This window comes from Klebsiella sp. RC2, from assembly GCF_014192815.1.
In the GTDB taxonomy this organism is placed as follows: domain Bacteria; phylum Pseudomonadota; class Gammaproteobacteria; order Enterobacterales; family Enterobacteriaceae; genus Klebsiella; species Klebsiella variicola.
This window is the reverse complement of the sequence record NZ_JACHYL010000002.1, coordinates 569,834-592,786: the sequence shown is the minus strand read 5'-3', so window position 1 is coordinate 592,786 and position 22,953 is coordinate 569,834. Positions and strand designations below refer to the sequence as shown.

The 22,953-nt window shown below is 62.5% G+C and carries 18 protein-coding genes; 13 read left to right on the top strand and 5 right to left on the bottom strand.

Annotation, left to right across the window (positions count from 1 at the left end; translation table 11 throughout):
• Nucleotides 1-10 precede the first annotated feature (10 nt).
• Nucleotides 11-3,103 (top strand): efflux RND transporter permease subunit, encoded by a 3,093-nt coding sequence (locus FHW76_RS07685; protein ID WP_008805542.1) that lies wholly within the window; start codon nucleotides 11-13, stop codon nucleotides 3,101-3,103.
• A gap of 695 nt (nucleotides 3,104-3,798) precedes the next feature.
• On the opposite strand, the gene FHW76_RS07680 is transcribed toward FHW76_RS07685, so the two are convergent.
• Together FHW76_RS07680 and FHW76_RS07675 are read right to left on the bottom strand one after the other, a co-directional pair.
• Nucleotides 3,799-4,518, bottom strand: a complete 720-nt coding sequence (locus tag FHW76_RS07680) for a phosphodiester glycosidase family protein (protein WP_008805543.1) — start codon at nucleotides 4,516-4,518, stop codon at nucleotides 3,799-3,801.
• A 47-nt stretch (nucleotides 4,519-4,565) separates the two neighbouring features.
• Nucleotides 4,566-5,681, bottom strand: a complete 1,116-nt coding sequence (locus tag FHW76_RS07675; RefSeq protein ID WP_008805544.1) for a YbdK family carboxylate-amine ligase — start codon at nucleotides 5,679-5,681, stop codon at nucleotides 4,566-4,568.
• A 326-nt stretch (nucleotides 5,682-6,007) separates the two neighbouring features.
• Here FHW76_RS07675 and FHW76_RS07670 point away from each other — a divergent pair, with 326 nt between their 5' ends.
• The 6 genes from FHW76_RS07670 to FHW76_RS07645 all read left to right on the top strand — a co-directional run bounded on the left by FHW76_RS07670 (nucleotide 6,008) and on the right by FHW76_RS07645 (nucleotide 12,950).
• Nucleotides 6,008-7,675, top strand: coding sequence for an ABC transporter substrate-binding protein (locus FHW76_RS07670; RefSeq protein WP_023297185.1), 1,668 nt, complete (start codon nucleotides 6,008-6,010; stop codon nucleotides 7,673-7,675).
• Nucleotides 7,676-7,693: 18 nt separating this feature from the next.
• Nucleotides 7,694-8,647, top strand: coding sequence for an ABC transporter permease (locus FHW76_RS07665; RefSeq protein ID WP_004178910.1), 954 nt, complete (start codon nucleotides 7,694-7,696; stop codon nucleotides 8,645-8,647).
• Nucleotides 8,648-8,649: 2 nt separating this feature from the next.
• Nucleotides 8,650-9,543, top strand: coding sequence for an ABC transporter permease (locus FHW76_RS07660; protein ID WP_032729553.1), 894 nt, complete (start codon nucleotides 8,650-8,652; stop codon nucleotides 9,541-9,543).
• Nucleotides 9,544-9,546: 3 nt separating this feature from the next.
• Nucleotides 9,547-10,584 (top strand): ABC transporter ATP-binding protein, encoded by a 1,038-nt coding sequence (locus tag FHW76_RS07655; protein ID WP_004223507.1) that lies wholly within the window; start codon nucleotides 9,547-9,549, stop codon nucleotides 10,582-10,584.
• Nucleotides 10,574-11,584: an ABC transporter ATP-binding protein gene (locus tag FHW76_RS07650; protein WP_032739281.1), complete on the top strand. Its 1,011-nt coding sequence runs from the start codon at nucleotides 10,574-10,576 to the stop codon at nucleotides 11,582-11,584. The genes FHW76_RS07655 and FHW76_RS07650 overlap by 11 nt, the downstream gene beginning before the upstream one ends.
• 97 nt (nucleotides 11,585-11,681) lie before the next feature.
• Nucleotides 11,682-12,950: a Zn-dependent hydrolase gene (locus tag FHW76_RS07645; RefSeq protein WP_063106175.1), complete on the top strand. Its 1,269-nt coding sequence runs from the start codon at nucleotides 11,682-11,684 to the stop codon at nucleotides 12,948-12,950.
• Between the two features lie 103 nt (nucleotides 12,951-13,053).
• On the opposite strand, the gene FHW76_RS07640 is transcribed toward FHW76_RS07645, so the two are convergent.
• Nucleotides 13,054-13,962, bottom strand: coding sequence for a DMT family transporter (locus tag FHW76_RS07640; RefSeq protein WP_042948433.1), 909 nt, complete (start codon nucleotides 13,960-13,962; stop codon nucleotides 13,054-13,056).
• 123 nt (nucleotides 13,963-14,085) lie between these two features.
• On the opposite strand from FHW76_RS07640, the gene FHW76_RS07635 reads away from it, so the two are divergent.
• The gene (locus FHW76_RS07635) at nucleotides 14,086-15,420 is read left to right on the top strand and encodes a PLP-dependent aminotransferase family protein (protein WP_183476516.1); all 1,335 of its coding nucleotides are present in this window, start codon (nucleotides 14,086-14,088) and stop codon (nucleotides 15,418-15,420) included.
• Here FHW76_RS07635 and FHW76_RS07630 read toward each other — a convergent pair.
• Nucleotides 15,417-16,880 carry a PLP-dependent aminotransferase family protein gene (locus tag FHW76_RS07630; protein ID WP_004176948.1) on the bottom strand — a complete coding sequence of 488 codons (1,464 nt, stop codon included), beginning with the start codon at nucleotides 16,878-16,880 and terminating at the stop codon, nucleotides 15,417-15,419. The two genes, FHW76_RS07635 and FHW76_RS07630, sit on opposite strands and share 4 nt — an antisense overlap.
• A gap of 241 nt (nucleotides 16,881-17,121) precedes the next feature.
• Between FHW76_RS07630 and FHW76_RS07625 the strand changes: the two genes are divergently transcribed.
• The 4 genes from FHW76_RS07625 to FHW76_RS07610 are packed head-to-tail and all read left to right on the top strand — an operon-like array spanning nucleotide 17,122 to nucleotide 20,096.
• Nucleotides 17,122-17,973: a transporter substrate-binding domain-containing protein gene (locus FHW76_RS07625; protein WP_002893184.1), complete on the top strand. Its 852-nt coding sequence runs from the start codon at nucleotides 17,122-17,124 to the stop codon at nucleotides 17,971-17,973.
• Between the two features lie 47 nt (nucleotides 17,974-18,020).
• Nucleotides 18,021-18,662 carry an amino acid ABC transporter permease gene (locus FHW76_RS07620; RefSeq protein WP_004142522.1) on the top strand — a complete coding sequence of 214 codons (642 nt, stop codon included), beginning with the start codon at nucleotides 18,021-18,023 and terminating at the stop codon, nucleotides 18,660-18,662.
• A 14-nt stretch (nucleotides 18,663-18,676) separates the two neighbouring features.
• Complete coding sequence (locus FHW76_RS07615) at nucleotides 18,677-19,342, top strand: amino acid ABC transporter permease (protein WP_012968744.1); 666 nt, start codon at nucleotides 18,677-18,679, stop codon at nucleotides 19,340-19,342.
• Nucleotides 19,335-20,096: an amino acid ABC transporter ATP-binding protein gene (locus tag FHW76_RS07610; protein ID WP_008805553.1), complete on the top strand. Its 762-nt coding sequence runs from the start codon at nucleotides 19,335-19,337 to the stop codon at nucleotides 20,094-20,096. The genes FHW76_RS07615 and FHW76_RS07610 overlap by 8 nt, the downstream gene beginning before the upstream one ends.
• Nucleotides 20,097-20,149: 53 nt before the next feature.
• Here the strand turns inward: FHW76_RS07610 and FHW76_RS07605 are convergent, their stop codons facing one another.
• Nucleotides 20,150-20,914, bottom strand: a complete 765-nt coding sequence (locus FHW76_RS07605) for an SDR family NAD(P)-dependent oxidoreductase (RefSeq protein WP_008805554.1) — start codon at nucleotides 20,912-20,914, stop codon at nucleotides 20,150-20,152.
• Between the two features lie 180 nt (nucleotides 20,915-21,094).
• On the opposite strand from FHW76_RS07605, the gene FHW76_RS07600 reads away from it, so the two are divergent.
• A complete protein-coding gene (locus tag FHW76_RS07600) occupies nucleotides 21,095-22,432 on the top strand; it encodes an aspartate aminotransferase family protein (protein WP_008805555.1) in 1,338 nt (445 codons plus the stop codon).
• Nucleotides 22,433-22,953: the final 521 nt, after the last annotated feature.

Below are 22,953 nucleotides of genomic sequence, written 5' to 3'. Positions count from 1 at the left end.
AGGAGAAGGGATGCTGACCTTTTTTATCCGTCGTCCGCGATTTGCCATGGTGATCGCGCTGCTGCTGACCTTTGTCGGCGCGGTGTCGCTGAAGCTGATCCCGGTGGAGCAGTACCCGGCGATCACCCCGCCGGTGGTGAACGTCAGCGCCAGCTGGCCGGGCGCCAGCGCGTCAGATGTGGCGGAAGCCATCGCCGCCCCGCTGGAGACCCAGCTCAACGGCGTCGATCATATGCTGTATATGGAGTCCACCAGCTCGGATGAGGGAACGTACCGCCTGAGCATTACCTTCGCGGCGGGCACCGATGCCGACCTGGCGGCGATCGACGTGCAAAACCGGGTGGCGCAGGCGCTGGCGCAGCTCCCGGCGGAGGTGCAGCAGAATGGCGTCCAGGTCCGCAAGCGCGCCAGCAACCTGCTGATGGGGGTGAGCCTCTACTCGCCGCTGGGCACGCTGTCGCCGCTGTTTGTCAGTAACTACGCCAGCACCCAGGTGCGCGAGGCGCTGGCCCGCCTGCCCGGCGTCGGCGAGGTGCAGATGTTTGGCGCCCGGGATTACAGTATGCGCATCTGGCTGCGTCCGGACCGCATGAATGCGCTCAACATCACCACGGATGACGTTGCCCAGGCGCTGCGCGAGCAGAATGTGCAGGGCGCGGCGGGGCAGGTGGGCACCCCGCCAGTATTCAACGGCCAGCAGCAGACGCTGACCATCAACGGGCTGGGGCGTCTGAACGAGGCGGCCAGCTTTGGCGAGATTATCCTCCGCCGCGGCGCGCAGGGGCAGCTGGTTCGCCTCGCTGACGTGGCGACCATTGAGCTGGGTGCCCGCAGCTACAGCTCCGGCGCGCAGCTGAACGGTAAAGCGTCGGCCTATCTGGGGATCTACCCGACGCCCACCGCCAATGCCCTGCAGGTCGCCAGCGCAGTGCGTGCGGAGCTTAACCGCCTGCACACTCGCTTTCCGGCGGATCTCACCTGGGAGGTGAAGTTCGATACCACTCGCTTTGTGGCGGCGACGATCAAAGAGATCGGCGTCTCGCTGGCGCTGACCCTGCTGGCAGTGGTCGTGGTGGTGTCGCTGTTCCTGCAGAGCTGGCGAGCGACGCTGATCGTGGTGCTGGCGATCCCGGTGTCACTGATCGGCACCTTTGCGGTGCTCTATCTGCTGGGCTACAGCGCCAACACCCTCAGCCTGTTCGCGATCATTCTCGCCCTGACGATGGTGGTGGATGACGCCATTGTGGTGGTGGAGAATGTGGAAACCAAAATGGCGGAAGGGCTGGATCGCCTGCAGGCCACCGCCCAGGCGCTGCAGCAGATCGCCGGGCCGGTGATCGCCACGACCCTGGTGCTGCTGGCGGTATTTGTGCCGGTGGCGCTGCTCCCGGGGATCGTCGGCGAGCTGTACCGGCAGTTTGCCGTGACGCTCTCCACCGCGGTGGCCCTGTCGAGCCTGGTGGCGCTAACCCTGACGCCGGCCCTCTGCGCGCTGCTGCTGCGCCCGCGTCCTGCCCGGCCAGCGGCGGTGTGGCGGGCGTTTAACCGTCTTCTCGACGGCACCCGCGACGGCTATGGCCGACTGGTAGGCTGGATGAACCGCCGTCCCTGGCTGGCGCTGGCGGCGACGGTGGCGGCAGGCGCGCTGGTGGCGTTTAGCTTCACCTCGATGCCGAAAGGCTTCCTGCCTCAGGAAGATCAGGGTTACCTGTTTGCCAGCGTGCAACTGCCGGAGGCGGCGTCGCTGGAGCGTACCGAAGCGGTGATGGCCCAGGCGCGCAAGCTGCTGATGGCTAACCCGGCGGTGGAGGATGTGATTCAGGTGTCCGGCTTCAACATTCTCAACGGCACCAGCGCCTCTAACGGCGGGTTTATCTCGGTAATGCTCAAGGACTGGCACCAGCGGCCGCCGCTGGATGCGGTGATGGCGGATATCCAGCGCCAGCTGCTGTCGCTACCGGAGGCGACGATCATGACCTTCGCGCCGCCGACCCTGCCGGGCCTGGGGAATGCCTCGGGATTTGACCTGCGCATCCTGGCGCAGGCCGGTCAGTCGTCGGCGGAGCTGGAGCAGGTGACGCGGCAGATCCTCCAGCTGGCGAACCAGCATCCTCAACTGAGCCGGGTGTTTACCACCTGGAGCAGCAACGTGCCGCAGCTGACCCTGACGGTCGACCGCGATCGGGCGGCGCTGCTGGATGTGCCGGTGGCGCAGATTTTCAGCAGCCTGCAGACGGCGTTCGGCGGCACGCGCGCCGGCGATTTCAGCCGTAACAATCGTGTCTATCATGTGGTGATGCAAAATGAGATGCAGTGGCGCGAGCGGGCAGAGCAGATTAGCGAGCTGTACGTCCGCAGCCGCGACGGCGAGCGGGTGCGGCTGAGCAATCTGGTCACCATTACGCCGACGGTGGGGGCGCCGTTTATTCAGCAGTACAATCAGTTCCCGTCCGTTTCAGTGAGCGGTTCAGCGGCCGAGGGGGTCAGCAGCCGCACGGCGATGGCGGCCATGGAGCAGATTTTGCAGGCCCATCTGCCGCCGGGATATGACTATGCCTGGAGCGGGATCTCCTGGCAGGAGCAGCAGACCGGCAATCAGGCAGTGTGGATCGTGCTGGCGGCGGTGGCGATGGCGTGGCTGTTCCTGGTGGCGCAGTATGAGAGCTGGACGCTGCCGGCGAGCGTCATGCTCTCGGTGCTGTTCGCCATCGGCGGAGCGCTGCTCTGGCTGTGGACCGCGGGCTATGCCAACGATGTGTATGTTCAGATAGGGCTGGTGCTGCTGATTGCCCTGGCGGCGAAGAACGCGATTCTGATTGTTGAATTCGCCCGCAGCCGGCGCGAGGAGGGGCTGTCGATAGTTGACGCTGCGCGCGAGGGGGCCACCCGCCGCTTCCGCGCGGTGATGATGACCGCGGTGTCGTTTATTATCGGCATTATGCCGATGATGCTCGCCACCGGCGCCGGGGCGCAGAGCCGGCGGATCATCGGCACCACGGTATTCAGCGGTATGCTGGTGGCGACGATGATTGGCATCCTGTTTATCCCGTCGCTGTATGTGCTGTTTCAGCGTATGCGTGAGTGGGCGCATCGGCGGGGGTAAGTGTTGCGCCACAGCGTCTGCCTGTCGATCCCCTCTCCCTGTGGGAGAGGATTAGGGTGAGGGGGAATTTTCCGTTCACGTTGCGTTTGGGCGTTAGCCCCGCCTTATCTGCCGGAGCAACAGCGTCTGCCGGGCGGTCCTCTCTCCCTGTGGGAGAGGGTTAGGGTGAGGGGGAATTTTCCGTTCACGTTGCGTTTGGCAGAAAAGGGTAGTCCTTCGCTGGTGAACGGGTAAAGGGGGAGAAAACCGTCTCCCCCTTTACAATCCCCCCGGTCCCGCAGAGAAATCGGTGCTGCGCACTACGCTCACCTCCCGGTCGTCCGCCTGCGGTCGGCTCAACTCGACGTCGTGTCTCGAATCGCCTCTGGCCGCCCTCCGTGGCGGCCAGCCCTTGTCTGCCGACCTCCGGTTCGCCGATTTCAGCGGGAATCGGCCCCGCTGCACGCCCGTAGTTTTCAGAGGCCAAACCATAGCGATCAGAATATATCCGTTAAAAATTGTATGTGCCTTTCTCCGTGGCCCCGCTGTGTATACCGGGGCTGCAACGACTGCCGGGCGGTCCCCTCTCCCTGTGGGAGAGGGTTAGGGTGAGGGGGAATTTTCCGTTCACGTTGCGTTTGGCAGAAAAGGGTAGTCCTTCGCTGGTGAACGGGTAGGGACGGCGGGCACGGCGCCGCTTTTGTGCCGGGCGCCCGCTACTTCCTCTCCACCGTTATCATGGTCACGAACGGATGATACTGCCACGGCACGCTGCCGCCTTTGCGGTACATCTTCGACAGGGTGCCGTCGAGATAGAGCATCTGCCGCACCCCAAGCTTTGACTGCGCATAGCAGGCAAAATCATAGAAGTTGGTCTCGCGATCGCTGAGCATAAACACCACCCGGCCCTGCTTATCGATACCCACCCCGTTACGCAGCTTGCGCGAACTGGCTGAGGGCTTCAGCCGCCAGTTGATGACGCCATTCTCAATCAGCATCGGGCCGGACTGCACCGCATAGCGGATGGCGGGAGAGGGCTTGTATGCCGGCAGCGGCACGATTTTCGCCCGGCCGTTCGCCACCAGGAACACGCCGCCGGGGCGGATAAAGAAGTTCCCGCCGCCGGCGGAACGGTTTACCGGCGTCAGCCGTTTACCGTCTTCGATATACAGCCCCAGCGGCGCGTAGGCTTTATCGTAAATGCCGCCGTTCATCGCCATCTGCACCCGGCCATCGCCATCAATACCCGCCAGCAGCGAACGCAGGGAACCCCAGGCTTTGCCGTGCCGATCCTGCCAGTACATCGCAATGCGCTCTTTCTGCGCATCCACCCGATAGCTCTGCAGGGTCAGCGTCGGGTCGGTGAGGGTACAGGCGGCGCTGGCGACGGCGGCCAGGGGCAGCAGCGCCAGGGGGAGCAGGCAACGTAATAACATGGGCAGTCCTTTCTATGGTCTGCGCCGAGTATACCCGCCTCGCTGCCTTATGCCGCCCAAATCTCACAGTGTTTTTGCACCAGGCCGGAAAGCGAACCGCCGTTGGCGATAAAGTCGCGCATCTGCTGCGCTTCGCTGTGCGGCGATTTCGCCTGGCGGACCACCGCTTCCAGCGCCGCCGTCGCCTTCAACTGATGGGCGAAGGGAGCCAGCCGGTCGGCGAGCTGCAGGATCTCCTGGCGGATGCTGCGCTGCTCTCCGCTGCGCACGTCGGTGAGGGTCCCGTCCAGCCCATAGCGGCACGCCTGATAGCGGTTAAAGGGGTACAGCAGATAATCATCAGGCTGGTGCTTAAAAGGGCGCTCCGTCAACAGCCAGCAGGCCAGGGTCTGTATAAAGCCGGCGATATGGATCGCCTGGGCGAGGGTCAGGGGAGTGTCCATCACCCGCACCTCGACGGTCCCAAACTGCGGGCTGGGGCGAATATCCCAGTGCAGATCCTTCATGCTGTCGATCATGCTGGTGTAGCTCAGCTGGCGGAACAGGCGACGAAACCCCTGCCAGTCTGCCACCCACGGCATCGGACCGTTGTCGGGATAGGAGGAGAAGCGGTTCAGGCGTGAACAGGCGAAACGGCTGTCGGTACTGTCAAACCACGGCGAGGCGGCATTAAGGGCGATGAAGTGCGGCACAAAGCGCGACAGGCCGTGCAGCAGATAGAGGGCGTCGTCGCCGCTCTGGCAGCCGACGTGCACATGCTGGCCAAAGACCGTGGCCTGCTGCGCCAGATAGCCAAAATGCTCGACGGTTTTGACATAGCGCGGATTGTCGCTGATTTGCTGGCGCTGCCAGGCATGAAAGGGGTGCGAACCGCCGCCGCAGATCTGCAGATGATGGCGCAGCGCCGCGCGCTGAACCGCCTGCTGGATGGCGCTGAGCTGGGTTTGGGCATGGCTGATGTCGCGGCACACCCCGGTGGCGATCTCCAGCATGCTCTCGGTGATGTCATGTTTGGCTTCTCCCACGGTCAACTGATGCTGGACGTCGGCAATCAGCGTCGAGGCATCCTGGCTGAGGTCGTAACCCGGCGGGTTCACCACCTGCAGCTCCAGTTCGATACCGAGGGTAAAAGGATCGGAGCGGTGAAAATCGGCTAAAGGCATAGTCTCTCCCGGTCGATGTGTTCCCTGAAGTATAGAAGGGATTGATCCCGACGGAGAATACGCGGCGGCGGCGGACGGGGGATGAATAAAAAGTGACGCAGAGTGATTATTTGAAATTTGCCATATAGCGGCTGGTGCAATTCTGCAACATATTTCCCGCTGGCGGTGCGGCGGAATAAGGTGCAATTATTTTCCCATAATTATCATGGTGATAATATAAGCCCTTCTTATTTTACCGGTCGGTTTTGGCCTATTTTCGTCCGCGTAAGAGCTGGTACGCATTTTGCCTGTTAATCCGTGACACTTTATTTAACAGGGATCATGTGATGCACAAAAAGACGTTATTTTCGCGTGCCGGTCGTCTCGCCGTGGCGGTGAGCGGCGCACTGGCCCTGGCGGGCGCCGCCTTACCTGCCAACGCCTCCACGCTGCGGATCGCCATGACCGCCGCGGATATTCCGTTAACCCTTGGCCAGCCGGATCAAGGCTATGAGGGCAACCGCTTTACCGGCATCCCGCTGTACGACGCGCTGGTGGAGTGGGATCTGTCGCAAGGTGAAAAGCCCAGCGGTCTGGTGCCGGGGCTGGCGACCGAGTGGCACATCGATCCGCAGAACACCAGCCGCTGGATTTTCACCTTGCGTCCGGGCGTCAGGTTCCATGATGGGACGGAGGTGAACGCCGACGCCATCGTCTGGAACGTGGATAAGGTGCTGAATAAAGCAGCGCCGCAGTACGCCCCGGGGCAGATCGGCAACACCCTGTCGCGCATGCCGACCCTCACCGGCGCAGAGAAAATTGACGACCACACTGTGGCGCTGACCACCTCGGAACCGGATGCGCTGCTGCCGTACAACATCACCAACCTGTTTATCGTCTCGCCGACGGCGTGGCAGAAACAGTATGACGCGGTGCCGGCCAGCGCGGGAGATAGCGCCGCGCGCAGCAAACAGGCGTGGACCGCCTTCGCCGCCCACGCGGTGGGCAGCGGCCCGTTCAAACTGGAGAAGCTGGTGCCGCGTCAGCAGCTGATCCTCGATAAAAACCCCGACTACTGGAACAAAGATCGCATTCCCCGGGTGGATAAAGTGGTGCTGATCCCCTTGCCGGAGGCCAACGCCCGTACCGCGGCGCTGCTGTCGAAGCAGGTGGACTGGATTGAAGCCCCGGCGCCGGACGCCATCGATCAGATCAAGTCTCAGGGTTTTCACCTCTACGCCAATACCCAGCCGCACCTGTGGCCCTGGCAGTTCTCCTTTGAAAAAGGATCGCCGTGGCAGGACATCCGCGTGCGCAAAGCGGCCAACCTGTGTCTGAACCGCGCCGAGCTGAAGAGCTACCTTGGCGGCTACATGACCGAGGCCACCGGGGTTTATGAGGCTGACAGCCCGTGGCATGGCAAACCCACCTTCCAGATCAAATATGACCCGGATACCGCCCGCCAGCTAATGACCGAGGCCGGATACAGCGCCAGCAAACCGCTGCACGTCACGGTGGCCACCTCGGCCTCCGGCTCCGGGCAGATGCAGCCCTTGCCGATGAACGAGTATATCCAGCAGAGCCTGAAGAGCTGCTTCTTCAATGTGGATATCAAAGTGGTGGAATGGAACACCCTGTTTACCAACTGGCGCCTGGGTGCCCGGGACCCCTCGGCGAAAGGGATCGATGCGATCAACGTCAGCGCCGCGGTTAACGATCCGTACTTTGGCCTGATCCGCTTCTCGACCGCCAAAGCGTTTCCGCCGGTGGCGACCAACTGGGGTTACTTCTCCACTCCGGAGACGGAGAAGCTGGCCGCCGCCGTCAAGCACGCCTTTACCCCGGCGGAGATGAACCAAGCGGCCGGTGAGCTGCACGCCGCGCTGGTGGATCAGGTGCCATTCCTGTTTGTCGCCCACGACGTCGGGCCGCGTGCGATTTCCCCTGCGGTGACCGGGGTGGTGCAACCGCAGAGCTGGTTTATCGACCTCAGCCTGGTGAGCAAAAAAGAGTAATCGTGAAAGGGGCGACCGATGATCAATACGCTGCTATACCGCATTCTGCTGGCTATCCCCACCATGCTTGGGGTGGCGGTGATCTGTTTCATGCTGGTGCAGATCGCTCCGGGCGACCCGTTGGTGTCGGTGATGCCGCCGGACGCCTCGGAGGCGCTGCGTCAGACATTAATGCAGGCTTACGGCTTTGATAAGCCGCTGCCCCTGCAGTTTATCCACTGGCTGTGGCGGGCGCTGCATGGCGACCTTGGTATGTCGGTCGCCACCGGCCGCCCGGTGATAGACGAAGTGATGACCGCGGTGGCGTACTCCCTGCGCCTGGCGCTGCTGGCGACGGCGATCGGCTTCGTCCTCGGCAGCCTGTTCGGCTTTGTCGCCGGCTATTTTCGCAACAGCGTCATTGACCGTCTGGCCTCGGTGTTGTCGGTATTTGGCGTTAGCGTGCCGCACTACTGGCTGGGGATGCTGCTGGTGATCCTCTGCAGCGTTAAGTTCGCGCTGCTGCCGGCCACCGGCGGCGGGCCGATAGGCGAGGTGGGCTGGCAATGGGACTGGGCGCACCTGCAGTTCATGCTGCTGCCAGCCCTCACCTTGTCGGTGATCCCCACCGGGATTATCGCCCGCACCGTGCGCTCGCAGGTGGCCGATATCCTCAGCCAGGAGTTTATCGTTGGCCTGCGCGCTCGCGGGCTCAACGAGTCGCGCATCTTTGTCCACGTCATGAAAAATGCCGCGCCCACCGCGCTGGCGGTGATGGGGCTGCAGGTGGGCTATCTGATGGGCGGCTCGATCCTTGTGGAGACCGTTTTCTCCTGGCCGGGAACCGGATTGCTGCTCAATACCGCCATTTTTCAGCGCGACCTGCCCCTGCTGCAGGGCACCATCTGGGTGCTGGCGCTGTTTTTCGTGCTGCTCAACCTGCTGGTGGATATTCTGCAGACCACCCTCGACCCGCGTATTAAGAGGAGCTGACCATGGTGGATACGGCAACGACGAAAGCGGTTCCGGCCGCAGCGGCCCACGCTTCCCGGCAAGGTTACTGGCGCGGGGTATTGCGCCGCCTAATGCGCGACCCCGGCGGGGTGGTGGTGGGCGTGGTGATCCTCCTGCTGCTGGCCCTGGCGCTGTTCGGTCCGTGGCTTATCGTCAAAGATCCTTATCAAACGTCGATGTTCCTGCGCCTGAAACCCATCGGCAGCGACGGCTTCCCGCTGGGCTCGGATGAGCTGGGACGCGACATGCTGTCGCGGCTGATCCTTGGCACCCGACTGTCGCTGTTTATGGGAATTGTCCCGGTGGTGTTCGCCTTTTTTATCGGCGGGGCCATCGGGATTATCGCCGGCTATACGGGCGGCAAAACCAATACCGTGATTATGCGCACCGTGGATGTGTTCTATGCCTTTCCCTCCGTCCTGCTGGCGATTGCGCTGTCGGGAGCGCTGGGGGCGGGCATCGGCAATGCGCTGCTGTCGCTGACCCTCGTGTTTGTCCCGCAGGTGGCGCGGATTGCCGAGAGCGTGACCGCCCAGGTGCGACATATGGACTATATCGACGCCGCCCGGGCCACTGGCGCCAGCGCGTTGACCATTATCCGCGTCCAGGTGTTGGGCAACGTGCTCGGGCCGATCTTCGTCTTCTCCACCGGGCTGATTTCGGTGTGCATGATCCTCGCCTCCGGCCTGTCGTTTCTCGGCCTCGGCGTGCGGCCGCCGGAGCCCGAGTGGGGGCTGATGCTCAATACGCTGCGCACGGCAATCTATACCCAGCCGTGGGTGGCCGCCCTGCCGGGCCTGATGATTTTTATCACCTCCATTTCGTTCAATATCCTCGCGGACCGCCTGCGTGCGGCAATGGCGATTAAGGAGTAAGCGATGCAACCCTTTATCAATATCGACCTTGGCGGGCCGGCGCAGCCGCTGCTGAAGGTCAATCACCTGCTGAAGTACTTTCGCGGCGGCAAAGGCCGGGAGGTGGTGCAGGCGGTGGACGATATCAGCTTCACGGTGATGAAAGGCGAAACCCTGGGGGTGGTCGGCGAGTCGGGCTGCGGCAAATCGACCACCGCCCGGCTGCTGATGCAGTTGCTCACCCAGGACAGCGGCGAACTGATCTTCGACGGACAGGGGGTCGGCTCGTCGCGTCTGCCGCTGAAAGCCTACCGTCGCCAGGTGCAGATGGTCTTTCAGGATAGCTATGCTTCGCTCAATCCGCGCCTGACCATGGAGGAGAGCATCGCCTTCGGCCAGCGCGTCCATGGCGTCAGCGCCAGAGAGGCCAGCGAATATGCCCGCTATCTGCTGGCGCACGTTGGCCTTGAGCCGGCGCGCTTTGCCGACCGCTACCCGCATGCGCTCTCCGGCGGCCAGCGGCAGCGGGTGAATATTGCCCGCGCGCTGGCGATGAAGCCGCGGCTGGTGATCCTCGATGAGGCAGTGTCGGCGCTGGATAAATCGGTGGAAGCCCAGGTGCTGCAGCTGCTGCAGGAGCTGAAACGGACTCTCGAGCTGACCTACGTGTTCATCAGCCACGATCTGCACGTGGTTCGCTGGCTGTCGGATCGGATCCTCGTCATGTACCTTGGCGAAGTGGTGGAGATTGGCCCGGCGGAGCAGCTGTTTACCGCCTCCGCCCACCCCTATACCCGGGCGCTGTTAAGCTCGATGCCCTCCATGGACCCGGAAAACCGCACCCTGACCTCGCCGCTGAGCGGCGATCCCCCCAGCCCCATCGCGCCGCCGAGCGGCTGCCGCTTTCACACCCGCTGCCCGCATGCGAAGGCGGTCTGCGCCGAGGTGAAACCGCGGCTGGAGGCGGTCGGGGAGGGGCACCAGAGCGCCTGCCTGATGGCGCAGCCGGCCTCGCCCTGGCATCAAAGCATCCCCCTTAAGGAGGTCAGCCATGTCGGATAACGCCTTTGTCCATGTGCGCGACCTGCGGGTCGTCTTTCGCCGCGACGGACAGACCATCAACGCGGTCAATGGAGTCTCCTTTGACGTACAAAAGGGGGAGGTGATGGCGCTGATTGGCGAGTCGGGTTCCGGCAAGAGCGTGACCCTGCGGGCGCTGATGCGCCTGCACCCGCCAGGGAGCAGTGAGCTCTCCGGCACCCTGCAGGTGGGGGACGACGAGGTGCTGACGATGAGCACCAGTCAGCTGCGGCGCTATCGCGGCGGACGCTGCGCGATGATTTTTCAGGAGCCGCTGCTGGCCTTCGATCCTGTCTACACCGTCGGGCAGCAGATTATTGAAGGGCTGCGCCGCCACGAAGGGCTGTCGCGCCAGGCGGCCCGGGACAGGGCGCTGGAGGCCCTGCGCCAGGTGCGCATTCCCAGCCCCGAGCGGCGGCTGGATGCTTACCCGCACGAGATGTCCGGCGGGATGCGCCAGCGGGCGATGATCGCCCTTGCGCTCTCCTGTAACCCGCAGCTGCTGCTGGCGGATGAGCCGACCACCGCCCTCGACGCCACGGTGCAAATCCAGATCCTGATCCTGCTGCGTGAGCAGCAAAAGCAGCGCGGGCTGTCGATCGTGTTTGTGACCCACGATATCGGCGCCGCGGTGGAGATCGCCGACCGGGTGGCGGTGATGTACGCCGGGCGGATCGTCGAGGAAGCGTCGATGAGCGAGATCCTGCGCCACCCGCGCCATCCTTATACCCAGGTGCTGCTGGGCAGTCGGCCGAAAGAGGGGCTTAAGAAAGGCGATGCCCTGCACTGCATTCCCGGCGCGCCGCCGGATCTGGCGCGTTTGCCGCCCGGCTGCGCTTTTGCCGAGCGCTGCCCGCACCGTCGCCCGGTCTGTGAGCAGAGTCTGCCGCCGACGGAATCCGTCGCGGAGCGCCACGCGGTGAGTTGCCACCGCTGGCGCGAGCTGGCGATTGACGCTAACGCCCAGGCCCTGGCCGTCTGATCGGCGGCAAAAAACCATACAGGATGAAGACCAGGTGTTGATAGCGCATTCCCACCGCCGGTTATGCTGGCGGCGACCTTGATGTCAGGAGACTACCATGAGCAGTGATGTACTTTTTACCCCCGCGACCGACACCACCGGCTGGCGCATCAATGGCGACCGCCTGTGGGCGTCGTTAATGGATCTCGCGCAGATCGGCGCCACGCCGAAGGGCGGCTGCCGCCGTCTGACCCTCACCGACCTCGACCGCCAGGGGCGGGACAAGGTAATAGGCTGGGCGCGGGAGGCCGGGATGAGCGTCACCATCGATAAAATCGGCAATGTGTTTATGCGCCGGGAAGGCCGCAACCCCGGCCTGCCGCCCATCGTCTCCGGCAGCCATATTGACACCCAGCCCACCGGCGGCAAATTTGACGGCAACTACGGCGTGCTGGCGGCACTGGAGGTGGTGCGCACGCTCAACGATCTGCAGATTGATACCGACGCGCCGATTGAGGTGGTGTTCTGGACCAACGAAGAGGGGTCGCGCTTTGTACCGGTGATGATGGGCTCCGGGGTCTTTGCCGGCGTCTTCCCGCTGGAAGAGACCTGGGCCGTCACGGATAAAGAGGGTGTCAGCGTCGGCGAGGCGCTGGCGCAGATCGGCTATATCGGCGAGCAGACCCCGGGGGAGCATCCCATCGGCGCCTATTTTGAGGCACACATTGAGCAGGGGCCGATTCTCGAAGATGAAGCGAAAACCATCGGTATCGTGCAGGGCGTGCTGGGGATCCGCTGGTACGACTGCGTGGTCACCGGCCAGGCCTCGCACGCCGGACCCACGCCGATGCGCCTGCGTCAGGATGCCCTGCAGGTGGCGACCCGCATTATGCAGGAAGTGGTGGCCATTGCCGGGCGCAGCGAAGAGGGACGCGGCACCGTCGGCAGCGTGCAGGTGTGGCCCAACAGCCGCAACGTGGTGCCAGGGGAGGTCACCTTCTCCATTGATATGCGCAATCTCAGCGATGCGCTGGTGGACGAGATGGATCGCCAGCTGCGGGCGTTTATCGCGGAGGTTGAGCGGGAGAGCGGTCTGCAGGTGGCCCTGAAGCAGGTAAGCCACTATCCGGCGGCGCCGTTCGATGCTGAATGCCAGCAGGCCATTGCCGATGCCGCGCAGCGGCTGGGCTATCCGGCGCGGCCGATCGTCTCCGGCGCCGGGCATGACGCAGTGTATATGAGCTACCTGGCGCCCACCGGGATGATTTTTATCCCCTGCAAGGACGGGATCAGCCATAACGAAATTGAGTATGCCTCGCCGGAGCACGTCGTCGCCGGGGCCAACGTGCTGCTGCAGGTGATGCTTCAGTACGCGCGGCCGGTGTAGACGGTCGTCCTCCCCGGCGGCGCGTCCTCCAGCCGTTTATCATGCTGTCACCCGGGTAAGGCGGTTACACCGCCGCGACCCGGGACGGCGGATGACGGGGCGGTCAATCACGGCTCCCGCTCCCTGCGCCAACCCGCTGGCGGCCAAATTTGCGCGAGCCCACCACGCACAGCACCACGCCCAGCGTGACCGCCAGCATCAAGGGGCTGACGGTTTCGTGCAACAGCGCCGCCGACAGGCCTAGTCCGAAGAACGGCTGCAATAGCTGGAGCTGGCCGACGGCGGCGATCCCGCCCGCGGCCAGCCCTTTGTACCAGAAGATGAAACCGATCAGCATGCTGAAGAGCGACACATAGCCGAGCGCCGCCCAGGAGGAGGCCGATATGGCATGCCAGGACGCGGGCTGAACCATCAGCGAGGCGGGGAGCATCAACGGCAGGGCTATCACCAGCGCCCAGCAGATCACCTGCCAGCCGCCGAGCTCCCGCGTCAGCTTTGCCCCTTCCGCATAGCCGAGGCCGCAGGCGATAACCGCCGCCAGCATCAGCAGATCGCCGCTGAGTGAGGCCGCCGCACTTTGCGTCAGGGCGAATCCCACCACCAGCAGGCTGCCCAGCAGCGAAAAGATCCAGAAAGCCCGCCGCGGGCGTTCGCCGCCGCGCAGTACGCCGAAGAGGGCGGTCATCAGCGGCAGCAGGCCAATAAACACAATCGAATGCGCCGAGGTGATGTGCTGCAGGGCCAGCGCCGTGAGCAGAGGAAAGCCGATCACCACCCCTGATGAGACGATGATCAAGGGCACAAGCTGCGCCAGGCGCGGGCGTTTCTGGCGAAAGCCGACCAGCAGCGCGACGGCAAGCAGCCCGGCGATGGAGGCGCGCAGAAAGGTCAATAAGAACGGATCCATATCCTGCACCGCCAGTCGCGTCGCGGGCAGCGACCCGCTAAAAATAATCACCCCCAGTAAACCATGAAGCCATCCGGACCAGGGACCGGGCACCGATTTATCCATTGTTGAATCTACCACGTTAACCTCGCGTTATCAGATGTGCTGTGCCCGCTTGAGCATCGTCTGCGGCGATGGTAATGTGCCTAATCTAATACAATCAAATTATTGTCATAGATACATTTCACGATGAAAGCCCGATATAAAGCCGTTGTCGACCGATATGCCCAGGCGATCCGCAGCGGGCAGCTGCCCGCAGGCAGCCGTCTGCCGACGCACCGTACCCTTGCCGCCGGAGAACGCCTCTCGCTGGCCACCGCCACGCGCGTCTACCGTGAACTGGAAGAGATGGGGTTGGTCAGCGGCGAAACCGGCCGCGGCACCTTCGTGCGCGACCTCTCGCTGCCGCCGGGGCACGGGGTCGATCAGCAGGTGGTGGCCGCCGATGTCGTGGATCTCAATTTCAACTACCCTTCGCTGCCGGAGCAGGGCGATGCGCTGCGCGAGGCGCTCAGGCAGCTGGCGATGGCGGGCGATATTGACTCGCATCTGCGCTATCAGCCTCATGCCGGGCGGCTCGCCGAGCGGGAAATTATCGCCCGCCATTTGACCTGCCAGCACTTTGCCCCGGACGCGGAAAATGTCCTGATCGTCAACGGCGCACAGCACGGGCTGGCGGTGACCGTCATGGGGCTGTTACGTCCGGGGGATGTGGTGGCGGTGGATGCGCTGACCTATTCGGGCTTCAAGGTTCTGGCGGCGCTGTATCATCTGGAGCTGGCGGCGATCCCCTGTCGACCGGAGGGGCCGGACCTGCAGGCGCTTCATACGCTGTGCCAGCAGCGGCGGGTGCGGGCGGTGTATACCATGCCGACGCTGCACAATCCGCTGGGCTGGGTGCTCAACACCGGGCAGCGGCAGGCGCTGGCCGATCTTGCGCGCCAACACGATCTGCTGATTATTGAAGATGCCGCCTACGCCCGGCTGGTGAGCCGTCCGCCGCCGCCGGTGATCAGCTATGCGCCGGAAAGAACGGTGTATGTCACCGGTTTTTCAAAAAATATCGCCACCGGACTGCGCGTGGGGGTGGTGATCTCTCCGCCGCGCTATCGCCCGGAGATTGAGCGCGCCATCCGCGCCACGACGTGGAATACGCCGACGCTGATAAGTTCGCTGATCTGCGCCTGGATTGAAGATGGCACGGTGGCCCGCTTTGAAATGCAGAAACGACAGGATGCGCGACAGCGGCAGCAGGTGGCCCGCGAGGTGCTTTGTGGGCTTCCCGTCGTCAGTCATCCCGATTCGTACTTTGTCTGGCTGCCTCTGGGTGAAGAGAGCCGGGCCGATCGACTGGCGAATGCGCTGATGGAACGCCGTATTTCGGTGTCGACCGCCGAGCCGTTCTGCGTCTCCGCCACGATCCCGCAGGCGCTGCGCATTGCGCTCGGATCGGTGCCTTTCGACAGTCTGCGCCAGGCGCTGCTCAGCGTGCGCGACGCCGTTGAGTATGAACAATACCGCTAACCCATCTGCTCCAGCTGGCCGCGCAGGACCTCCACCCCCTGGGCGATGGCGTCAGGGTTAATGGCGTGGAATCCCATGCGAAAGTAGTTATCCGGCGGCGCGGCGCTGAGAAAATGGCGCGCCCCGGGCTCAATCAGCACGCCGGCGTGGGCGGCGCGCCAGGTGAGCTGCTGGGTGTTGATCTGCGCCGGGGTCTGCAGCCAGAAGGCGTTAGCATGTTCGCTCCCCGCCAGCGCGCGACACGACGGCAGATAGCGCTGCAGGGCGGCGTGCAGGCGCTCCCAGCGCTGGGCGGAGTCGTAGTGGTAGCGCCGCAGATGGGTTTCATAATGGCCCTGGGCAAGGAAGTGGGCCATCTGGTACTGAATGTTGGTCGGCGGATGGCGATAGACCAGCCGGCGCAGGGCGCGCGCCTCGTCGATCAGGTCCGGGTCGGCGACCATAAACCCCAACCGCAGCCCCGGTGACAGCGCTTTTGACAGGCTGCTGACATACACCACCCGGCCGCTGCGATCGCTGGCCTTCAGCGCCGGCAGCGGGTTGAGGGTAAAGTTACTCTCCGAGTCATAATCATCTTCAATAATGACCGCGTCATGGCGGGCGGCATGCTCCAGCAGCTGGCGACGCCGCGCACTGCTCATGGTCACCCCGGTGGGCACCTGATGGCCGGGGGTGACATAGTAGTAATCGCAGGGACGCTCATTAAGCACGATCCCCTCTTCATCCACCGGGTGCGGCACCACCTCGGCGTCGGCGAGCAGAAAGGTGTTGATGGCTTCGCGAAAGCAGGGGTTTTCGACGCCAATGCGGGTGGTGGAAGAGAGCAGCAGTCGGGTCAGCAGGTAGAGCGCATTTTGCGAGCCAAGGGTGATGAGAATTTCATCCGGCGCGGCGACAATGCCGCGCTTGGGCAGCACCCGGGTGCGGATCTGCTCGATCAGCATCGGCACATCCTGGTCAATATGGTCGATGACCCACGCCGGGTCGCGCACCCCGCCGTGCAGCCAGTTCGCCGCCGAGCGCCAGGTGGCCAGCGGGAACTGCCGGGTATCGGGCTGGCCGTAGATAAACGGGTAGCGGTAGTGCATCCAGCCCGCCGGTTTGAGGATCGACTCCTGCTGGCTGGGGGTCATCTGCAGCCGGTCGCCCCAGCGTGGTGCAGCGGCTTCGCGCTGCGGTGCACTCTCGACGGCGGCAGGCGAAGCTTCATGATAGTCGGGATGCAGGTAGTAACCGCTTCGTGGGCGGCTAATCAGGTAGCCCTCGTTGACCAGACTTTCAAACACCAGCGCGGTGGTGTTGCGCGAGACGCGAAGCTGGCTGGCCAACTGGCGACAGGAGGGCAGCGGGGTGTCGGCGGCGAAGATCCCGCTGAGAATGGCATTCACCAGCGTCTCTCGCACCTGTTCCTGCAAACCGCGGCCAGGCTGAAAATCAACGTGTAACAGGTGACGGATCATACGGGGCTCCTCTGGCAATAACGCATTGCGACCACCCGTTACACTCAGCAAATTCCATACCACCCTGCCGCCATCTGACACAGCGATGCGGCCCATCTGGCTCTATACGGAATCGAAAAACGCTCCCACATTAAAAACGTATTCAGCCGCCGTGGACCGGAACGTCCCCGGCCACTATTTTGCAGAAACCTTTTCGCGTTCTGGAATGAACCCGTCTGGCCAATCCATCAGGGGTGAAATAATGAAAAAATCATTGGCATCAATGTGTCTGAGCGCTGTATTAACGGTCGCTTTTTCTTATCACGCCGTCGCGGCCGATCTTCCGGAAATAGAAAAATCCGGCACCTTGAAAGTGGCGACGGAAGATGATTATGCGCCGTTTAACTTTATGAATAATGGCCAGGCCGATGGCTTTAACAAAGATATGCTTGAGGAATTACGTAAATATGCCAAATTCCATGTCGACCAGAGCATATTACCGTGGACCGGATTATTAGCGGCCGTCTCCACCGGGCAATACGATATGGCCTTAACCGGGGCGGTTATTACCGATGAGCGGCTGAAGGTTTTTGATTTCACCCCACCGTGGGCCTCCGCGCAGCACTATTTCGTCAAACGCGCTGGCGATACTTCGTTAAATACCATTGCCGATCTCAGCGGCAAAAAAGTGGGGTTACAGGCCGGGAGCGCGCTGCTGGCGCGTTTGCCGGAGCTGAAGGCGATGCTGGAGAAGACCGGCGGCAAGCTGGGACCGGTGGTGGAGTATCCCTCCTATCCGGAAGCTTACGCCGACCTGGCGAATAAGCGACTGGATTACGTGATTAACGTGGTGATCTCGGTAAACGACCTGGCGAAAGCCAAACCGAAGGTCTTCGCCAAAGGGCTGGCTGTCTCCGGACCGGGGTATATGGCGTGGCCGATCCCGAAAAACTCGCCGCAGCTGCTGGCCTATATGACCAAGTTTATGAACCACATGAAGGAGACCGGCAAGCTCGCCGAGCTGCAGAAAAAATGGTTTGGCGAAACCTATGACAACCTGCCGACCGAGGCGATCACCAGCCCGGAACAGTTTCACAAACTCGCCGGACTGTAATATTCCGCGGCGGGCGACCGCCGCCTGTTGCTGAGAAGGAGGGCCTCATGGATGCAATTTCCTGGCAGTTATTAATCGAAGGCGCATGGACGACCCTCTGGATTTCGGCCATCGCTATCGCCTTCGGGGTGGTGGCGGGCCTGCTGATCGCCCTGGTACGGATGCTGCGCCTGCCGGTGATCGACCAACTGCTGGTGGTCTATATCAGTCTGGCCCGCGCAACGCCGCTGGTGACGCTGGTGCTGTTTCTGTTCCTTTCCCTGCCGACGATGGGCATTAACCTCGACAAGAACGTGGCCGCCATCGTGGCGCTGACGCTAAACACGTCGGCGTTTAACGCTGAGATCTGGCGCAACGCCTTCCGCACCTTTCCGCGCGAACAGCGGGAGGCGGCGGAGTCGGTGGGAATGCGCCGCTGGACCTACTTCCGCTACATCATGCTGCCGCAGATGTGGATCGAGAGCCTGCCGGCGCTGGTCAATGAGATGTCCTTTTTGATCAAAGGTAGCCCGGCCATCGCCGTGATTGGCGTGGTGGATCTCACCCGGGTCACCAACCGTATCTCCTCGGTCACCTACGAGCCGCTGTCGCCGATCCTCGCCGCCGGCCTGCTGTATGTGGTGATCATCGGCTGTTTGTTGAAGCTGCAGGGTATCGCGGAACGTAAAGCCAGGCGTCTGGCGCGCTAGGAACGGGAGGCATTATGAATCAGTGGGGCGTTATCTGGTCGGTTCGCGATAGCTTTATTGCCGGGTTATTCGCGACCCTCGAACTGTTTATTACCGCCGCCCTGGCGGCGCTGATTATCGGTATTGCGCTGTGTTATTTTAGCGAATATCAAAAGAAAGTGATTAACCGGATTATTATTGGTTTCGTCAGCCTGATGCGTGCGATCCCTTTTTTGATCCTCGCTTATCTTCTGTATTACGGGCTGCCGCAGCTCGGTATTAGCATGGAGCCGTGGACCGCCGGTTTACTGGCCCTAATTATTTATCATGGCGCCTATTTTTTTGAAATATTGCGCAGCCAGCGGCGGGTATTTTCCGGCGGATATATTGAGGCGGCGATTGCTCAGGGCTTTTCGCGCTATGCCATTTTTCGGCGGATTATTTTACCCAATATCATCTCTTCCGCCTTACCGCTGATCGGCAATCAGCTGATTATTTGCCTGAAGGACACCGCTTTCCTGAGCATTATTACCGTTCAGGAGATCACCGCCGCCGCCAACAGCGTCCAGGCGACCTATTTTATTCCGTTTAACGCCTTTATCGTCGCCATTGGGCTTTACTGGGCGATCAGCATTCTGCTGGAGCTGCTGATTAAGCGCCTGACCGCCTGGGGAGCCAAAAGAGGAATGAGCCATGCCTGAGTCTATTGCCGTAAGCGTCAAAAACGTCTCCAAACAGTTCGATAATGTGGAAGTCCTGCGGGATATTAACCTGACGGTGGAGAAGGGGACCGTGGTGAGTATTCTCGGCTCGTCCGGGTCGGGAAAATCCACACTGCTGCGCTGTATGAACTGGCTGGAACAGCCGGACCGCGGTGAAATTCATATCGGCGGTCAGCGACTGGGGATTGATGAACAGCGCGGCCGGGCGATGTCGCACCGCCAGCTGGCCAAAATTCGCGAGCGGGTGGGGATGGTCTTTCAGAGTTTTAACCTGTGGCCGCATCTGACCGTTCAGCAAAACGTCAGCGAGGCGCTGTTGCACGTTAAGGGCATGAAACGAGACGAGGCGAAGGCCATTGCCATGCAGCAACTGGAGAAAGTGGGCATGGCGCACAAAGCCGATGTTTACCCGATCACCCTCTCCGGCGGGCAGAAGCAGCGGGTGGCGATCGCCCGTTCGCTGGCGATGTCGCCCGAAGTTATTCTCTTCGATGAACCGACGTCGGCGCTGGATCCGGAGCTGGTTAATGAGGTGTTGGGGGTAATGAAAGCCCTCGCCGCCGAGGGTTACACCATGGTGGTGGTGACGCACGAGATGGATTTTGCCCGCCAGGTGTCCAACGAGGTGGTGTTTCTGGAGAAGGGGCTGCTGATTGAGAAGGCGCCGCCGGAGAAGTTCTTCACTCAGCCTGACTCTGAACGCGTCAGGCAGTTTCTGCAAAGCAGCCGTTAGTCCGGCTTGCATCCCCTGCCGGCAGCGCCGGCAAGGGATGCGTCGGGTTTCGCTTAATCCCGATCGATGGCGAACGGCTGCCACGCCTGGCGCACCGGCATCACCTCCACCCGGTTAATGTTCATATGCGCCGGCAACGTGGCGATATAAAACATCTGCTCGGCGATATCGCGCGCGCTCAGCGGCGTGGTGCCGCGATAGAGCTTATCCGATGCCGCCTGGTCGCCTTTGGTACGCACCAGGGTAAATTCGGTCTCGGCAATCCCCGGCGCCAGATCGGTGACCCGCACGCCGGTGCCAAGCAGATCGCAGCGCAGGTTATAGCTGAACTGCTTCACAAACGCCTTGCTGGCGCCATACACATGGCTGCCGGGATAGGGCCACTGCCCGGCGATCGAGCCGATATTGATAATACTCGCCCCGGCGCCATGGCGTATCAGCGTCGGCAGCAGGGCGTGGGTCATCGTCACCAGACCGGTGACGTTGGTGTCGATCATCGTTTTCCAGTCCTCCAGCGCCACCTCCTGCGCCGGCAGTGGCGACAGCGCCAGCCCGGCGTTGTTGATCAGGGTGGTGACATCGGCGAAGGGGGCGGGGAGCGACGCCACGGCGGCAGCCACCGCCTCGCTGTCACGAACGTCAAGCTCAATAATATGCACCGGCACCTGGGCGGCGAGTCTGTCCTGCAAGGCCTTCAGTCGCGGATAGCGGCGCCCGCTCAGCACCAGCGACCAGCCCGCGTCGGCAAACACCTGTGCTGCCGCTTCGCCAAAACCCGAGGTCGCCCCGGTGATAAACACTACGTTGCTCGTTGCCATGTCATTCTCCTGTGCGGTTGTCCCTCCACTATAAAAACGCCGGACGGCAAGGCACAGGGCCAGACGGCGGACGCGGATGTGACACCGTGTCACATCGTTTTTCGCGCACTGGCTCTATCCGTTTTGCGTTGCCGCGGCCAATGATGAAGCCAACCACAACGACATGAGAGAGGGCAGGGTATGAAGCTGGCACTACAGAACGAGGTCGCGGTAAGCAATGATGAAGTTCGGCAGCTGGATCGCGCTTATGTGTTTCATTCATGGTCGATGCAGGGCAATCTCCATCCGCTGGTGATTGCCGGGGCGCAAGGCTGCGAGCTATGGGATTACGAGGGGAATACCTGGCTCGATTTCAGCAGCCAGCTGGTGAACGTCAACATTGGCTATCAGCACCCCCGGGTACTGGCGGCCATGAAGGCGCAGCTGGAGACCCTGGTCACCATCGCGCCCGCCACCGCCAACCTTGCCCGCGGCGAAGCGGCGAAGCGCATCGTCGACCTGGCGCCGGCGGGCTTCAGCAAGGTGTTCTTCACCAACGCCGGGGCGGATGCCAATGAGAACGCGATTCGCATGGCGCGGCTCTATACCGGGCGCGACAAGGTGCTGTCGGCCTATCGTTCCTATCATGGCAACACCGGCAGCGCGATCGCCGCCACCGGCGACTGGCGCCGGGTGCCGAATGAGTTCTCCCGCGGCCATGTTCACTTCTTCAACCCCTACCTTTACCGCAGCGAGTTCAACGCCGCGACTGAAGAAGAGGAGTGCCAGCGCGCGCTGGCGCATCTGCGGCGGATCATCGAATGCGAGGGGCCGACCGCCATCGCGGCGATCCTGCTGGAGTCCATCCCCGGCACCGCCGGGATCCTCGTGCCGCCGGCAGGCTATATGCAGGGTGTGCGCGCCCTGGCCGACGAGTTTGGCATCGTGCTGATCCTCGATGAGGTGATGGCCGGCTTTGGCCGTACCGGCAGCTGGTTCGCCTTCGAACAGGATGGCGTGGTGCCGGATCTGGTGACCTTTGCCAAAGGGGTTAACGCGGGCTACGTGCCGGCGGGCGGGGTGCTGATTAGCGAGCCGATTGCCCGCTATTTTGACGACCACTTTTTTGCCGGCGGGCTGACCTACTCCGGCCATCCGCTGGCGATGGCGGCGATTGTCGCCACCATCGACGCGATGAAAGAGGAGAAGGTGGTTGAGAACGCGGCCTATATCGGCAACGAGGTGCTGCGCCCCGGTCTCGAGGCGCTGGCGGAGAAGCACGCCATTATCGGCGAGGTGCGTGGTCGCGGCCTGTTCCAGGCGCTGGAGCTGGTGAGCAGCCGTGAACAAAAAACGCCGCTGACTGCCGCCGACATGGCCGCGATCAAAGGGGCCTTAACCGAGGCCGGGCTGTTGGCCTTTGTGGTGGAGAACCGCATTCACGTGGTGCCGCCGTGCACCATTACTGCTGAGCAGGTGGCGCAAGGGCTGGCGATTTTTGATGCGGTCTTTGCTCGCTTTGCCAGCCTGGCGAAGTAGGGGAGTGGCATCGGATAACGTTACCTGGCAGTACGCTTGCCGGGCCTAAACGCCAGCCGGACGGTGCCCTCTCCCTCCGGGAGAGGGCCAGGGTGAGGGGAAGCACTGTAGTGTGGTTGTTTATGTTATCGGTGGCTTCAGCGTAGTTTGCGCTCCCGGTTAATCGTCTGCGTTATGTCACTCATGGCGCAGGGAGCGCACAGGGGGCGGCCAGTCGCCGCCGCCCCCTGTACCCCCGGCCTTCCGGGAACGTCTCAGCGATGTTGAGGCCGCCAGCACCGGCAGTTTCAGCAACAATGGTGAATAAATTAACGACAGGTCGCACGAATCCCAGGTCGGGTAAGCGGAGCGCCACCCGACAAAACAACGGCGCATCGGGCTAAGGCGCCGGCAGCGGGGATAGGGTGCGCTCTGTTGCCCTCACCCCGGCCCTCTCCCACAGGGAGAGGGGGAAAACCGAGCCTCACTCCGGCTCTTCATACACAGGGAGAGGGGGGAAACCGGCAGTTTCAGTCGCCGCA